This is a genomic window from Paenibacillus sp. BR1-192, assembly GCF_029542445.1.
Classification (GTDB): Bacteria; Bacillota; Bacilli; order Paenibacillales; family Paenibacillaceae; genus Paenibacillus_AQ; species Paenibacillus_AQ lautus_A.
This window is the reverse complement of the sequence record NZ_CP120718.1, coordinates 5,616,085-5,630,010: the sequence shown is the minus strand read 5'-3', so window position 1 is coordinate 5,630,010 and position 13,926 is coordinate 5,616,085. Positions and strand designations below refer to the sequence as shown.

The 13,926-nt window shown below is 54.1% G+C and carries 15 protein-coding genes; 14 read left to right on the top strand and 1 reads right to left on the bottom strand.

The genetic code is table 11. The features are described 5' to 3' along the window. Positions 1-175: 175 nt before the first annotated feature. Positions 176-703: a DUF2062 domain-containing protein gene (locus P0X86_RS25390; protein ID WP_213579597.1), complete on the bottom strand. Its 528-nt coding sequence runs from the start codon at positions 701-703 to the stop codon at positions 176-178. Positions 704-935: 232 nt separating this feature from the next. Between P0X86_RS25390 and P0X86_RS25385 the strand changes: the two genes are divergently transcribed. The 14 genes from P0X86_RS25385 (at position 936) to P0X86_RS25320 (ending at position 13,865) form a co-directional block, all read left to right on the top strand. Continuing rightward, entirely contained in the window at positions 936-1,286 is a 351-nt protein-coding gene (locus tag P0X86_RS25385) for a PadR family transcriptional regulator (protein ID WP_090909122.1), read from the top strand. Positions 1,287-1,288: 2 nt separating this feature from the next. Continuing rightward, complete coding sequence (locus tag P0X86_RS25380; protein WP_277746771.1) at positions 1,289-1,969, top strand: permease prefix domain 1-containing protein; 681 nt, start codon at positions 1,289-1,291, stop codon at positions 1,967-1,969. After that, complete coding sequence (locus P0X86_RS25375; RefSeq protein ID WP_277746770.1) at positions 1,966-2,538, top strand: DUF4825 domain-containing protein; 573 nt, start codon at positions 1,966-1,968, stop codon at positions 2,536-2,538. The genes P0X86_RS25380 and P0X86_RS25375 overlap by 4 nt, the downstream gene beginning before the upstream one ends. Positions 2,539-2,564: 26 nt before the next feature. Next, positions 2,565-3,887, top strand: a complete 1,323-nt coding sequence (locus P0X86_RS25370; protein ID WP_277746769.1) for an LLM class flavin-dependent oxidoreductase — start codon at positions 2,565-2,567, stop codon at positions 3,885-3,887. 256 nt (positions 3,888-4,143) lie between these two features. Continuing rightward, positions 4,144-5,157, top strand: coding sequence for an aldo/keto reductase (locus P0X86_RS25365; RefSeq protein ID WP_277746768.1), 1,014 nt, complete (start codon positions 4,144-4,146; stop codon positions 5,155-5,157). Between the two features lie 45 nt (positions 5,158-5,202). After that, entirely contained in the window at positions 5,203-6,543 is a 1,341-nt protein-coding gene (locus tag P0X86_RS25360; protein WP_096776378.1) for an LLM class flavin-dependent oxidoreductase, read from the top strand. A 5-nt stretch (positions 6,544-6,548) separates the two neighbouring features. Continuing rightward, the gene (locus tag P0X86_RS25355) at positions 6,549-7,325 is read left to right on the top strand and encodes an ABC transporter permease (RefSeq protein ID WP_096776377.1); all 777 of its coding nucleotides are present in this window, start codon (positions 6,549-6,551) and stop codon (positions 7,323-7,325) included. A 41-nt stretch (positions 7,326-7,366) separates the two neighbouring features. Further along, a complete protein-coding gene (locus P0X86_RS25350; RefSeq protein ID WP_096776376.1) occupies positions 7,367-8,383 on the top strand; it encodes an ABC transporter substrate-binding protein in 1,017 nt (338 codons plus the stop codon). 21 nt (positions 8,384-8,404) lie between these two features. Next, the gene (locus P0X86_RS25345) at positions 8,405-9,178 is read left to right on the top strand and encodes an ABC transporter ATP-binding protein (RefSeq protein ID WP_192570793.1); all 774 of its coding nucleotides are present in this window, start codon (positions 8,405-8,407) and stop codon (positions 9,176-9,178) included. Positions 9,179-9,212: 34 nt separating this feature from the next. Beyond that, positions 9,213-10,055, top strand: coding sequence for a sulfurtransferase (locus tag P0X86_RS25340; RefSeq protein WP_277746767.1), 843 nt, complete (start codon positions 9,213-9,215; stop codon positions 10,053-10,055). A gap of 138 nt (positions 10,056-10,193) precedes the next feature. Beyond that, a complete protein-coding gene (locus P0X86_RS25335; RefSeq protein WP_277749093.1) occupies positions 10,194-10,973 on the top strand; it encodes a helix-turn-helix domain-containing protein in 780 nt (259 codons plus the stop codon). A 159-nt stretch (positions 10,974-11,132) separates the two neighbouring features. Further along, positions 11,133-12,029: a phytanoyl-CoA dioxygenase family protein gene (locus P0X86_RS25330; RefSeq protein WP_213579589.1), complete on the top strand. Its 897-nt coding sequence runs from the start codon at positions 11,133-11,135 to the stop codon at positions 12,027-12,029. 208 nt (positions 12,030-12,237) lie between these two features. Beyond that, positions 12,238-13,086 carry an AraC family transcriptional regulator gene (locus P0X86_RS25325; protein WP_249732821.1) on the top strand — a complete coding sequence of 283 codons (849 nt, stop codon included), beginning with the start codon at positions 12,238-12,240 and terminating at the stop codon, positions 13,084-13,086. Positions 13,087-13,346: 260 nt separating this feature from the next. After that, positions 13,347-13,865 (top strand): DinB family protein, encoded by a 519-nt coding sequence (locus tag P0X86_RS25320; protein WP_277746766.1) that lies wholly within the window; start codon positions 13,347-13,349, stop codon positions 13,863-13,865. Positions 13,866-13,926 lie beyond the last annotated feature (61 nt).

The following is a 13,926-nucleotide window of genomic DNA, read 5'->3' as shown; positions in this document are numbered from 1 at the left end:
TAAGGCTCATCCTCTTTAGAATGCCGTACTTTTAGCAACTTATACCGAATTTTCCAGAGAAAACGGCTCATAACTGAAGGGGAAATCACGAATAGACCGAGACAATTGAGCTTGAACGGTATAAAAAAAGCGCCTGGAATAGAATTCCGGGCGCTTTTACAGGGGGAGCTTCGGGCTAATGCTTCGATTTTCCTCTGCGAATGGATTCTTTGATCTTGTGGAGCAAGGGTTTGCGGTAGACGGAAAGCATGATTCGCAGCAGAATGTAAAGAATCAGCGTAGAAAGAACGCTGTTGATCAAGGCGCCGACGAGAAAGTTAACGCCCATGTCGCCCAACCTGCCGAAATGGTCCGTTTCAACGATATAATCCGTCTCCGGAACGGGAACCGTGAGCGCATCTTCGATTTCGAAGGTCGCCGGAAACGTAGTGAACAGGTGCACAAACACGCCGATTCTATAGTTTAGATAGAACAGGATCGGCCACAAGACGGAGCCTGCGGAGGCCGCAAGGAAGGCGGAGGGGATGTTCCCCCTTACCATGCGAGCCAGCAGCGGAGCCAGCAGCAGATCGATGCCAAAGGTGGGATACCAGCAAGGGAAGAAGCCGACGGCAAAGCCGAGAGCGATCCGATGGTCGCTATTTTGCATGCGAAGGGTCCGGAGAATATAGTATTTCAGACGTCGAATGTATTTATGAAGCAAAACCGTTTCCTCCTGCGGGTACTGATGGGATATAGATAAATGGGTCTCTTGCGCAGCATTCTATGGGATCCTATTTATAATAGGAAGAACTTTCAAGAATTATATAGTAGACGCTCGCAAACCGTCAATCCAAAGAAGATCGCAATGGAATATATGTGTGGAATATTACTTTGACATGCATAGTAATGTGCGTTATATTATACCCATTCCATCCGTTAGGAGGTTCGGGTATTTGATTGAACCCTTACATAACAGTGACTTGATACGCGGCAATATTGATACCTTTATTTTGCATGTGCTATCAGACGGAGACAATTACGGCTATCAGATCATTAAGGAGATCGCGATTCGAAGCGGGAATCGATTTGAACTGAAGGAGCCTACATTGTATTCAAGTCTGAGGAGGCTGGAGAAGCAGGGATTGATACGCTCCTATTGGGGAGAAGAAACCCAGGGCGGGAGACGTAAATATTACAATCTCAGCCAGGAGGGAATGAAGCGCTTGCTGCGCAACCAAGAAGAATGGAAGGCGGCACGCGAGATTATCGATGTTCTGATTGGAAACGGAAAGGAGCTGAAGTAGCAATGACCAACAGGCATGACCTCGAGATTTTTGTGGATCGCCTATTCGCGAATCAACGCAAAACCAAGGAAGTTGTCGATCTGAAGAACGAGGTTCTCAGCAATTTGGAGGCGCGGGTCACGGATTATATGGAGAACGGCATAGCATATCAGTCGGCGATCAGTCTGGCGATCGAAAATATGGAAGACATCGAATCTCTGATTGACGACAACCAGAAAATTTACAGCTACCGATTCCGTCATGACCTCCTTCAGAGCGCCCTTATTTATTCCTTGCTGGCCTGGATCGCTACCATTCCGGCCCGGTTTTTACCAATCGGGATATGGGTGAACACGCTCCTCCTGTGTTTGGCTGCATTAACCGGTGCGGCGTATCTTTCCATGTCACGGCATCTGAAACGGTATGAAAAGCAGACAGCCGTCATCAATGCACGCAAATTGAACCAATGGAGCAAGTGGGCATGGTGGCTGTGGTCGATATTTATCGTGGTTATCTCCATGTATACCTTCGTGATTCAATACGGCAGCGATTTATGGTTTGGGCGAGAACTGTCGGTCGATGGGCCTTATTCGTTCTACGTGACCGTCATGCGGTATGTTATCCCGATGACGTCGGTCATCATTCCGCTGCTGGTCCAAAAAGCTTATAAACTAACGTTTCAACTTGAGGTGAATGAACCATGAGCAGAAAGAATTGGCTGATCGTTGTCCTGCTGCTTATCGGCATCGGGGGCATGGCGGCGCTGGAGGGATACATTAAGCCCAAGGCAAATGAACAAGCGGTTCAGTATGAAGCGGAGCAAAATGATCCGTTGACGCACGATATACGGAATTCGCTGAACTTCGCCAGCCCATATATGGGCAATGCCGGGAACCTGATCAATTTGAATGCTTCGCTTCCTATGCGTGACATCGAGCGCACATTTCAGCTGTATCCGGAGGAATTGACGGCCGAGCTTCGGTTCAAGTCCAGGGTCGGCGATCTGAAAGAGGACATGCTGAAGAAGACGCTGGTCTATAATTCCACTGCGAATTTTGCCATGATTGATAATTTGGATACACTGATCTTCAAGTTTGAAGACCGGTCCTTCACCATCCGTCGGGATGAGGTGGAGGCATGGTATGGCATCGGGACGGGTCTTGCGTCCTTGCGGGAAGCCGTGACATGGGAGAAGGAAGTTCAAGCCCGTCTTCACGATAACAAGTATGTCAGTGAATACGTAGATAATCTCATCGAGATCAAGAATCTATAGAGCTAGACCGGAGGGGAGTGAACGTGATGGGTTCAGATCAACGCCAAATCATCCTGGGCGCTTTTCTGATGAATTACGGCCATCATATCGCTGCATGGCGTCATGCCGATTCGGCAGGGGTCGGGGCGATGGACTACGATTTCTATAAACGCTGCGCCCAAGCAGCCGAACGCGGAAAATTCGATATGGTATTCCTTGCGGACAACAACTCGATCCCGTTGATCGAGGATTTACGGACGAATGTCAGCTTTCTGCAGCCTGAAGCGCTCACCATGTTGAGCGGCCTCGCCGGGGTGACGGAACGTATTGGATTAGCCGGAACGGCATCTACAACCTTCAACGAGCCGTACGGATTGGCCAGGCGTCTGTCTACGCTGGATCATATCAGCGGCGGCAGGGCCGCCTGGAATGTGGTGACCTCCACGAAGGATGCGGAGGCACGCAATTTTGGATCGGCGGAATTAATGGAGCACGAAAAACGGTATGAAAGGGCGGAGGAATTTCTACGAGTCGTGACCGGATTATGGGACGGCTGGGAGGACGATGCCCTTGTATTGGATCGGCAAAAGGCGGTCTTTGCCGATACGGCACGGATTCATCGGGCGCATCATGAAGGCGAGTACTTCAGGGTGGAAGGGCCCTTAAACATGCCGACATCTCCGCAGGGGAGGCCTGTCATCATTGAAGCGGGAACCTCGGCTGCCGGAAGAAGGCTGGCGGCTCGAACGGCTGATGTCGTGTTCACGGCCTGCGAGAGTAGGGAGGATGCGATCAAGTATTACCGCGAGTTTAAGGACTTGCTCATGGAGTATGGACGGGAGAGGGAAGAGGTAAAGGTTCTGCCGGGACTGCAGGTTTTCCTTGGGGACAGCGAAGCCGAAGCCATGGCATATCACCGGACATTCAGCGAGCTCATTCTGCCGGAGGCAGGGGTGAAGTATGTGTCCCAGCTGCTGAATGCGGATTTGACGGGATATCCGGCAGACGGCCCGCTGCCCGATTTGCCGCGGGAAGGAAACAGCAGCCGGGCGATCATGATTATGGATATGGCCGCGAAGTCAGGGATGAGCATTCTGGAGCTCGGCCGGCATTACGCGGTGTCGAGGGGACATATGACGATGGTTGGCACTGCGCGGCAAGTTGCCGATATGATGGAGGATTGGTTCCGCAGCTTGGCCTGCGATGGATTCAACATAATGGCTCCTCTGCTCCCGAGCGGGCTCGAACAGTTTGTGGAGCGCGTAGTCCCGCTGCTTCAGCAGCGGGGGCTGTTTCGCGAGGAATATGCGGGCAGGACGCTACGAGATCACCTCGGGCTGATCCGGCCGCAAACCCAACATGAAAAATAATTGACGACAAAATTAGACGGTGTTATAATCCAACTTAACATATCGGAAATGATAGAATTAGATGCTTTGTTTATCTACCTAACCAACGGAGATGAACGAGACGTTCGATTCTAAGGGCTACATGACAATTATAACGCTAATATGATTGATGCACATTCTACCGGACGACCGGAGATGCATCCTTGGATCAAGTTATGATCCGAGGGGTGTCTCCGGTTGTTTTTTTATGAATCTAGCAAAGTGAGGGGTTGGCATTATGCAGTATAGAACACTGGGCAGAACCGGGGTTCAAGTGTCGGAGGTAAGCCTCGGGACGATGTCTTTCGGGCGCTGGATCGATGAGAGGGATTCGGCCGCCGTATTGGATCAAGCGCTTGGTTCCGGCATCAATCTGATCGATACGGCTGACGTTTACGGCACGGGCATGGATAACGGAAACGTCAAGCAGCTCGGGGAATCGGAAGAAATTCTGGGCAGGCTGCTGAAGGAGCGAAGACAGGACATTCTCCTGGCAACCAAGCTGCATAATCGCATCGGACCCGGCATCAATGACCAGGGCCAAAGCCGCTATCATATTTACCGTGCGCTGGAGAACAGTCTTGCCCGGCTCCAAACGGATTATATCGATCTTTATCAAGTACATCGGTTTGATGAGTTAACCCCGCTGGACGAGACGCTTGATGCGCTTACGGATCTTGTACGGCAGGGGAAAGTGCGTTACATCGGCTGCTCGAACTATGCGGCTTGGCAGCTCGCCAAAGCCCACGGCATCAGTGCGCTGCATGGCCTTCGCCGGTTCGAAAGCGTACAGCCGGAATACAGTCTCATTACTAGAGAGATTGAACGCGAGCTGATTCCCTTTGCCCAGTCCGAGCAGGTCGGGGTTATCGTGTACAGTCCGCTCGGCCGGGGCATATTGTCCGGCAAATATCGGGCGGGCGAAGCTCCCCCAACGGACTCGCGCCTAGCTGCAGGCGAGCAGCGGTTACGATTGCTGCTGAACCAGCGGCATGCGCTTTCCGTCGTGGAGGGGATCCGGCCGCTGGCCGAACAGCGGGGATGGACGCTTCCGCAGTTCGCCCTGAATTGGGTGCTCAGCCGCCCTGGCATCACGTCAGCCATTGTCGGGGCATCGAAGCCTGAGCACATCGCGGATACGCTGAAGCATTCGGATGAACGGCTGACAGAGGAAGAACTGCAGGAGATCGACCGCTTGACGGAGGAATTCCGCGGATCAAGCAGATATAACGCCAGTACCTATTCGGCATGATCATGATCAACCATAACCAATATGGATCAGGAAGGTGACACAACCATGAGTTCAAAACGTCGTCAATTGCATCTTGGATTGTTCTTATTCGGGACGGGCTATCATCCCGCGGGCTGGAGGCTGCCCGAAGGCAAAACGGACGGGGCTTACGATCCCCAGTTCCTGAAGGAGGTCGCCCAGAAGCTTGAAAAGGCCAAGTTCGATTTCTTTTTCCTAGGGGACCGATTGGCCACGAGCGCGGATATGCAGCATTTATTCCCTTCCCAAATGACGCGGCTGGAGCCGTTCACCATGCTGTCCTATCTGGCAGCGGCAACGGATAAAATCGGTTTGATCGGCACGGTGAACACCACCTATGCCGAGCCTTACAACATCGCACGCTTCACGGCATCGCTGGATCATCTCAGCCGGGGCCGGGCCTCATGGAATGTCGTGACAGGCTCCGATACGCGGGCTGCGCTGAATTTCAGCCGGGAGAAGCATTGGGATAACGCCAAGCGGTACGACTATGCCGAGGAATTCATCGAAATCGTCAGCGGACTGTGGGACACCTGGGAGGATGACTCCCTTCCGCGGGACAAGGCAAGCGGCGTGTTCGCCGACGGCAGCAAGGTGCATGCCCTGGACCATGTCGGCGAGCACTTCTCCGTCGCCGGGCCGCTGAACATTCTGCGTCCGATACAGGGACAGCTTCCGCTGATCACGGCAGGAACCTCCCTGCGCAGCCAAATGCTGGCGGCCCAATACTCCGACATGGTCTTCACCGGAACGAACGTCAAAGAAGTCGCCGTGAAATTTTACAAGGAAGTGAAAGAGCGCCTGCCAGCGTATGGAAGGGAAGCTTCGGATTTGAAGGTCCTTCCCGGGCTGGTTCCGATCGTGGGCCGGACGGAGGAAGAAGCACGGGCCAAATATGCGGAGCTGAACGAACTGGTGGTGACCGATTTCGATCTGGGTCCCCTTTCGGATAAGATCGGAATCGACCTGAGGGGATATTCGCTGGAGGATCCGCTGCCTGACTTATCCGCTTCGGAAGCCGCGCTGCACTGGGCCGACTTGGCCAGAGGGGCGAACGGACGCGAGGATATTACGATCAGGGACCTGTTCTATTTCTTCACCGTCACGGTCCGCGGGCATCTGCTCGTGGTCGGCAGCGCGCAGCAGGTAGCGGATATCATCGAAGAGTGGTTCCGGGATGAAGCGGCCGACGGGTTCAATGTTTGCCCTCCCTATATGCCTGGCGGTCTGGATCTGTTCCTGGAGCTGGTTGTGCCGGAGCTTCAGCGCAGAGGCTTGTTCCGCACCGAGTATGAAGGCAGCACCTTCCGGGAGCATTTGGGACTGAGCCGCCCAAGGAACCGTTATGACCTGATTGCGAAGGGGTGAGCCGGATGGGAACGAGGAATGCCAAGAAATTCCCCGGCATCTGGGCAGGTCAGGGGGCATTGCTGCTGGTCATACTGGGGATCTGCGAGGTTCTGGTTCGCACGGAGACCGTCAGCAGCTTGTATCTGCCTGCGCCTTCCCAAGTATTCCGCGAACTGTTCAAGCTGTTCGGTGACGGGGAGATCTGGAAGCACCTGTACGTCACATTGGCCGAGTTCGTTGCGGGCTACGGCATTGCGGCCATTGGCGGGCTCGCCGTCGGCATGGCTCTGGTGCTGATCCCATGGGCGGAGCGGTTCTTCCGGCCGTACCTTTCGGCGCTGATGGCGATTCCGAAGGTGACGATCGTCCCGCTGCTGGCGCTCTGGCTCGGGATCGGGATCACGCATAAAATATCGATTGTGTTCCTGTTTTGTTTCTTTACGATCACGGTCAATACGATGACCGGAATCAAACAGACGGCGGACAACCATCTGAAGGTCGCCAAAGTATTCGAGGCGACGCGCTATCAGACCATCATGAAGGTGATATTGCCATCGGCTGCGCCCACCATTTTTGCCGCTCTCCGAATTTCGGCCGCTACCGGACTGGTCGGGGCGCTGTTCGGGGAGATGCTGGCGTCGAAGGATGGCCTTGGCAATATTCTCGTGAAGGCGACATCGCTGTACAATACCGCGCAGGCTTTTGCCATTGTAGCGCTGGTTACCGTCGTATCCGTGCTTATCATTTCATTGATCGATTTGTTGGAACGCAGCGTTTTTTTGAAATGGAAATCATCATAGACCATCGGGCAAAAGCATCACTACCAGGGGGAGAGAACCATATGAACAGAAGAGGAATACGTCCATACCTAATAGCACTTGCGGCGCTATGGCTGATCGCCATGACGGCCGGCTGCGCAAGCGGTCAAGATAACGGGAAGGAAGCGGCACCGTCCGCCGGGGACGGAGAGAGCGCGGCAGGCGCCAAGCTGGAGAAGATCCGGTATGCGCCGCTTAGCGGGGTCAGCGGACTGGCGGTGTCCTTCGGGGCGGAGAAGGGTTTCTTCGAGGAGGAAGGACTCGACGTCGAATTTATCACCACCAAGGACCCGATAGCCGGTCTGACCAGCAAGGACATTGACGTGGTCGACGTGGCCACGACGACGGCGATCGTGGCTGCGGGCAAGGGCGCTCCCGTCAAAATCGTCTCCTCCATGTTCCGGACCAAGGGGCCGTTCTACCTGATCGCCTCGCCGGAGATCCAGAAGGTGGAAGACCTGAAGGGCAAGAAGGTGGGCATCGCCGTGTTCGGCAGCGGCCTGGAGGTATATACGCAGGTCATCCTGAAGGAGCACGGATTGAGTCCGGACGATGTGACCTTCATTGCCAACAGCACGCATCAGGCGGCTTACGCGAGTCTGGAAACCGGACAGGTCGACGCCACCATCATTCATGAACCGTTCGCTTCTCTGGCTGAAAAGCAGGGAAAGGGCCATATCATCGCTACAGGCTGGGATTACCTGCCGACCTTCCACACCGGGGTGCTGGCGGCCCGCGACGGTATTCTGGAAGAGAAACCGGAATTGGTCGAGAAGCTGCTGCGGGCTTACTTCAAATCGCAGGAGTATGCGAAGAGCCATCCGGACGAGTTTAAGGCTTACTATCTGAACAACATCGAGATCGATCCCGAGGTGCTGGATCTGGCGCTGAAGCGCGAAGAGGTGCTGTGGGAGAACAATCCGGACGTGGACATCAACGCGTTGAATGATACCCAGCAGATTCAGAAGGAGCTGGGCTTCCAGGATGAGATCTACAAGGTGGAGGATATTCTGGACCTCAGGTTTATTCCGAAAAAATAAAGTATGGCAGGAGGCGTTCCTATGTCCGGCTTTACGGTTGAAAATGTCTCGAAGGTCTATGGCGGCGATCTTCCAACAATCTCGCTTCAAAATATAAACCTGCAGGTGAGGGACGGCGAATTTCTGTGCATCCTCGGGCCGAGCGGCTGCGGAAAAAGCACGCTGCTGGAGCTGCTGGCGGGATTGCAGCTTCCGACGGAGGGCGACATTTTGCTGGATGGCAAGAAGGTTCAGGGGCCTACGCGGAGCTCTGGGGTCGTATTCCAGGATGCATCCCTGTACCCGTGGCGCACCATTTCGCAGAACGTCGGCCTTGGGCTGGAGCTTGCCGGCATGAAAAAAGCGGAGCGGCAAACGCTCGTGGACAAATATCTGAGCATGGTCGGCTTGGAGGGATTCGGCTCGAAATATCCACATCATTTATCGGGTGGCATGCGGCAGCGAGCAGGGATCGCAAGAGCGCTCGTGAGCAGTCCGAGCATCCTCCTGATGGACGAGCCGTTCGGCGCGGTGGACCATCTTACCCGGCTTCAGCTTCAGCAGGATCTGCTCCGCATATGGCAGGAGGAGCAGAAAACGGTGGTGTTTGTGACCCATGACGTATCCGAAGCCGTCTTTCTCGCAGACCGGGTCGTCCTGCTGTCCCCGCGCCCCGGGCGCATTCACCATATTTTCGACGTTCCCCATGAGCGTCCGCGCAAGCGGGAGGATGCCAGCCTCCTGAAGATTCAGAACGACATCTACGCTGCGATTTATGACGTCAAGACGGAAGAGGATTTGGAATTTACGATTTAAACGGCAGCTTGATATCAGAAGGGACGAGGAGCCTATGTCAAATATCGTAAGCAAGGAATGGGTGCTGGAACAGCTGCAGTCGAATCCGGGTCAGCTTGTCGTTGCGGACGTCCGATTCAGCCCGGGCGATGCGAATTACGGCTACGAGGCTTATCAGCGCGAGCATGTGCCCGGTGCCGTATTCGTTGATTTGAAAAAGGATTTGACGGATTCTCCAGGCGAGCACGGCGGCAGGAGCCCCTTGCCGCATACGGAGGAGCTGGCCCGGAGGCTCGGCAAGCTCGGGATCGATGCGAGTACGCCCGTCGTTGTCTATGACGATGACCTTCGCCCGGAAGGTGCGCGGTTATGGTGGATTTTGAAATACCTGGGCCACGGTTCGGCATATATATTGGATGGAGGATTCGCCGGCTGGAAGTCGGCCGGATATCCGCTCACCTCGAAAAGAAGCGAGGCGGCTCCGCGCGTATTCCAGCCGAACGTGCGGGAGGAATGGCTGGCTGATGTGAATGAGGTGAGGGCAAAGATCGGCAAAACCGGCGTGACCCTGCTCGATTCAAGGGATTGGAAGCAGTTCACGGGAGAAACGGCACCACAGGATCCGGTGGCCGGACATATTCCGGGAGCCGCGCATGCCTATTGGAAGGACGGGATCGATGATGACGGGACGCTAAAGGGAGCCGAGCGGCAGCGGGAGCGTTTTGCCGGGTTGTCCTTCGATGACGAAGTGATTGTATATTGCGGATCTGGGTTGTCGGCTTGCCCGAACGTGCTGGCTTTGCGGGAAGCCGGGTACCGCAAGGTGAAGCTGTACGCAGGCAGCTGGAGCGATTGGATCAGCTACAAGGACCATGAGATTGCCGCAGGTGAAGATTGATCATGGATCATGCTGAGACTGCAGCAAGCTAAGGTGCTTCTCGCAGGTTATCCCGACTTGACGTAAGGTTTATCGACGGTATAGTTGAAATCATAACCGTTCGAAATCGACATGCGGCAAGGGGGATTAACAACCTTGATGGAATGTAAAAGTTTTATTGGCGCGCATGATGAACATTGGGAAGATGACGGCTTAAGAAGCCACCAGGAACTTGAGATTACGTTGATAATGGAAGGTAGCGGCCGCTTTTGCGCGCACGGCAGGGAAGCGAGAGTGGAATCCGGGAACGTGGTTCTCATTCCGTCCGAGGTTCCCCATTCGTTCCACGCGTTGTCTCCTATACGCTTCGGCGTGCTTTTGGCAGACCGCATTCCGTCTGAGGTGAAGGAGCTGTTCGACAGGCTTATTCAGGATGGCGGCACTCGTATCATCGCCCTGTCCCGTCTGGATCGGGACCGTTATGAACGCTTGTTCCGCGAATGGCTGAGAATCCGTTCTGCTCCGTTGAAAGACCCGATACGGAATTATGCGGTCTGGGTGGAGCTGCTTTTATTGTTTCTTAACGAACACGCCCATTCCGATCATCAGGCGCTGTCCATCTCGTTCATCGGCGACTACATCCGTCAGCATATCCGGGATCCAATGCATGTCTCTACCCTGGCGGAAATGGCGGGGCTGTCCGAGGATGGCTTCCGCAAGCAGTTCGCCAAAATATACGGCATGACCCCGAAGCAGTACCAGCAGCAATGCCGGCTTGCGGAAGCGAAGTGGCTCTTAAGCTCCTCCGATAAAGACCTCCAGTCGCTTGCCGAATCGGTTGGCTTCTCCCAGCTTCACTCGTTCTCGCTCTGGTTCAAAAAAATGGAGGGCTGCCCCCCATCGGAGTGGAGAAACCGGCAGCGCCTATATCATCACTAACGCGCTTACGATAGCCTACCGCGGATGCAGACGGGTTTTGCGTAAATTTGGTTCGGTTTTCGGTAACGACTTCCTCTTCCGGATCCAATAGGATAAGGATACTTGAAGCGTGGATGTTTCGCTTCAGGTTATCCTGACGGACAGAAAGGGAGGTTTGTTATGAAGGTGACCATCGGACAACGGGAACTGGAGTGGGGAGGTAAATACCTCACGGAATTAAGAGACTGCAATGACATGCTGGAGGATACGGTCGCGCTGCGAAACCGGCTGCGGGAGGATGGATATCTCCTGATTCGCGGTTTCCATAAGCGGGAACGGGTCTTGAACGCAAGAATGGAGTTCTTGAATAAACTCGGGGCCATGGGCAGACTGGATCCCCATGCCCTTGTCGAAGACGGGATCATCGGATCGGAGAACAAGGGCGGAATGTGGGGCGGCAGTACCGAGGAATTGCAGCCGGATTTCCCCCAGTTTTTGGACGTTGTCAATTCGCCAGCGGTGCTGGACTTCTTTGGACGATTGCTGGGCGGAGCCGCGATGACATACGACTACAAGTGGCCGCGCGCCGTCGCTCGCGGAGGCAATACCGGCGCTCATTACGATGTTGTGTATATGGGTAGAGGCACGAAGGATTTGTACACTATGTGGACGCCGTTTGGGGATATCCCTCTTGAAATGGGAACGTTGGCGATGTGTCTCGGGTCCCAGCATTTTACGAAAATCAAGATGACCTACGGGGAAATGGACGTTGATCGTGACAATGTTGCCACGGGCTGGTTCTCCGAGGATCCCGTCGAGATTGTGGACCGTTACGGCGGGCAATGGGCGACGACCGCTTTTGAGGCCGGAGACGCCATTATATTCGGAATGTATATGATGCACACCTCGCTGAACAACAGCACCAACCGTTACCGAATCAGCGCGGATACCCGTTATCAGCTTGCATCCGAACCGGTGGATGAGCGATGGATCGGCCGCAAACCCAAAGGTCATTATGCTTGGGGACGCACACCGCAGAAGTCCGTAGCCGAAGCCCGCAAGGAATGGGGAGTATAAGAGTTCTAATGGCTTAAGCTCAGATTTGCAAGTAGAGTACATCGCAAAAAAAGAACACAAAGCTCGTCGACCAGATCACTGGAGGCATGGCCATGAAGCCGTGCCTCTTTGTTATTTTTATGCGGTGAAGGCAGGCGTATCATGCTCCGCATGTTGCATTTGGCAGGAAGCATTTTATTTGAGGCGGGAGGGATTTCATGTGAAGGAGATGGTCTTCGAGCATGCCAATATGAAGTATGGCATACCTTCGGACATGGAAAGAAAGGGCGGAATCTGGATTCTCCGTGCAGGCCGGAGTTTGGCCAGACCCAACTACAGCGTCGGCCCCAAAATATCCGAGAACTATGCGCTGCATTTTGTCCTGAACGGGAAAATCTCGCTGGCATTCGGGGATAAGGTGGTTACGTTGTCGGCAGGGGATGCCTTTTGCCTGTTTCCTCATACGAGGTACAGTTATTGGGAACCGAACGGCGATCCCGAACCGACGCTGCGCATGCAGTGGATCGTCTTGGACGGAGAAGCAGCGGAGAGCGCATTGACCCGAATCGGGCTGCACCCCTCCACGCCCTTTCTGCATAATGTGATGAAGGGCGGGCTGCAGGCGGTGCTGGATCAAATTTACGGGTGCGTGGATGACGATACCATCGGTCACGAGTTTGGACGGCAGAAGCGGTTGTATCAGCTGTTTGAACTTTTGGCTGCCGCTCCGGCCAAAAGAGAAACGAAGCCGAATTGGCTCGAACAAAGCGTGCATTACATGGATTCCCACTACATGGAAGGGATCACGGTGACGGATGTGGTCCATCAAGCCGGCGTGCACCGGACGCATCTCTACTGCGAGTTCATTCGGGTGCATGGCATCAGTCCGAGCCATTATTTAATGAAGCTGCGGATGGAGCGGGCAGCGGTTCTGCTGACCGAAACCGACGTGTCCGTGACGGAGGTGGCGTTCTCGCTGGGATATTCCAATCTCCACACGTTTTCGAGAGCATTCGCTAAGTATTATCGCATATCGCCTACTTCGTATCGGCTGCAGCATGCGCCGGTTCCGACCTAGGTGAACGCAAATCAGGCATGCCGCACAAGGCTGTGACAGGGAGTTGCATGGAACCTGTTGCGGTCTTTTCTTGTTGGAACTAGAACCATACGATGATTCACTCTTATTTGGCCGCATATATGCTAGAATGGGATTAGGTAAATTTCAGGAGGCGTTCGAGATGAAAACAACAATCGTACACGGGCAAACTAATATGGGGATTAGCGCATAATTGCCCTTAAACTGCGTGCTTCCCCGCCTATGAAAAGGGGAACAATGATTTGAAAACATGGATCTTACAGCAGCATGATTACCACGTATGGGCAAACCGGAAGGTTTGCGAATATTTGCAGGGGCTTTCGGAAGAGGTATACCGCAAGGAGATTGTCAGCGTTTTTCCATCCATTTATGACACGATGGTGCACATCTATGTCATTGATTCCGGCTGGCTGTCGTTCTTTAACGCGGGCGGAGTCACGGAGATGTCGCCTGCGTACTTGGAGAGTCTGAAGGATTCGATTGCTCGGCTGGTTGCGGAAACGGAAGGCAAGCGAATCGAAGAATTGGGCCGGTTAATGGACGATCTGGCTGCACGCTTCCGGTTGTTTATCGAACAGCACGAGAATCTGCACACCATCTATCCGTCCGGAGCTTTTAGAGCCAGCTGCCTGGATTATATTCAGCATATGGTCAATCACGGGACCTATCATCGGGGGAACGTAACCGCCATGCTCCGGCAAATCGGACATCCCGGCACGCCTACCGACTATGGCTATTATTTGTATACGATAAGCCATTAAGCTTTCATGATTCATAATGGGAAAGAGCCCGGAACATCGCGTTCCGGGCTCTTCTTTACGG

Excerpts from the sequence above, each read along its gene's own strand:
- P0X86_RS25335 (WP_277749093.1), top strand. The coding sequence starts at position 10,194 with ATGGAATGTAAAAGTTTTATTGGCGCGCATGATGAACATTGGGAAGAT.
- P0X86_RS25340 (WP_277746767.1), top strand. The coding sequence starts at position 9,213 with ATGTCAAATATCGTAAGCAAGGAATGGGTGCTGGAACAGCTGCAGTCG.
- P0X86_RS25355 (WP_096776377.1), top strand. The coding sequence starts at position 6,549 with ATGGGAACGAGGAATGCCAAGAAATTCCCCGGCATCTGGGCAGGTCAG.
- P0X86_RS25345 (WP_192570793.1), top strand. The coding sequence starts at position 8,405 with ATGTCCGGCTTTACGGTTGAAAATGTCTCGAAGGTCTATGGCGGCGAT.
- P0X86_RS25325 (WP_249732821.1), top strand. The coding sequence starts at position 12,238 with ATGGTCTTCGAGCATGCCAATATGAAGTATGGCATACCTTCGGACATG.
- P0X86_RS25365 (WP_277746768.1), top strand. The coding sequence starts at position 4,144 with ATGCAGTATAGAACACTGGGCAGAACCGGGGTTCAAGTGTCGGAGGTA.
- P0X86_RS25350 (WP_096776376.1), top strand. The coding sequence starts at position 7,367 with ATGAACAGAAGAGGAATACGTCCATACCTAATAGCACTTGCGGCGCTA.
- P0X86_RS25380 (WP_277746771.1), top strand. The coding sequence starts at position 1,289 with ATGACCAACAGGCATGACCTCGAGATTTTTGTGGATCGCCTATTCGCG.
- P0X86_RS25375 (WP_277746770.1), top strand. The coding sequence starts at position 1,966 with ATGAGCAGAAAGAATTGGCTGATCGTTGTCCTGCTGCTTATCGGCATC.
- P0X86_RS25370 (WP_277746769.1), top strand. The coding sequence starts at position 2,565 with ATGGGTTCAGATCAACGCCAAATCATCCTGGGCGCTTTTCTGATGAAT.
- P0X86_RS25330 (WP_213579589.1), top strand. The coding sequence starts at position 11,133 with ATGAAGGTGACCATCGGACAACGGGAACTGGAGTGGGGAGGTAAATAC.
- P0X86_RS25360 (WP_096776378.1), top strand. The coding sequence starts at position 5,203 with ATGAGTTCAAAACGTCGTCAATTGCATCTTGGATTGTTCTTATTCGGG.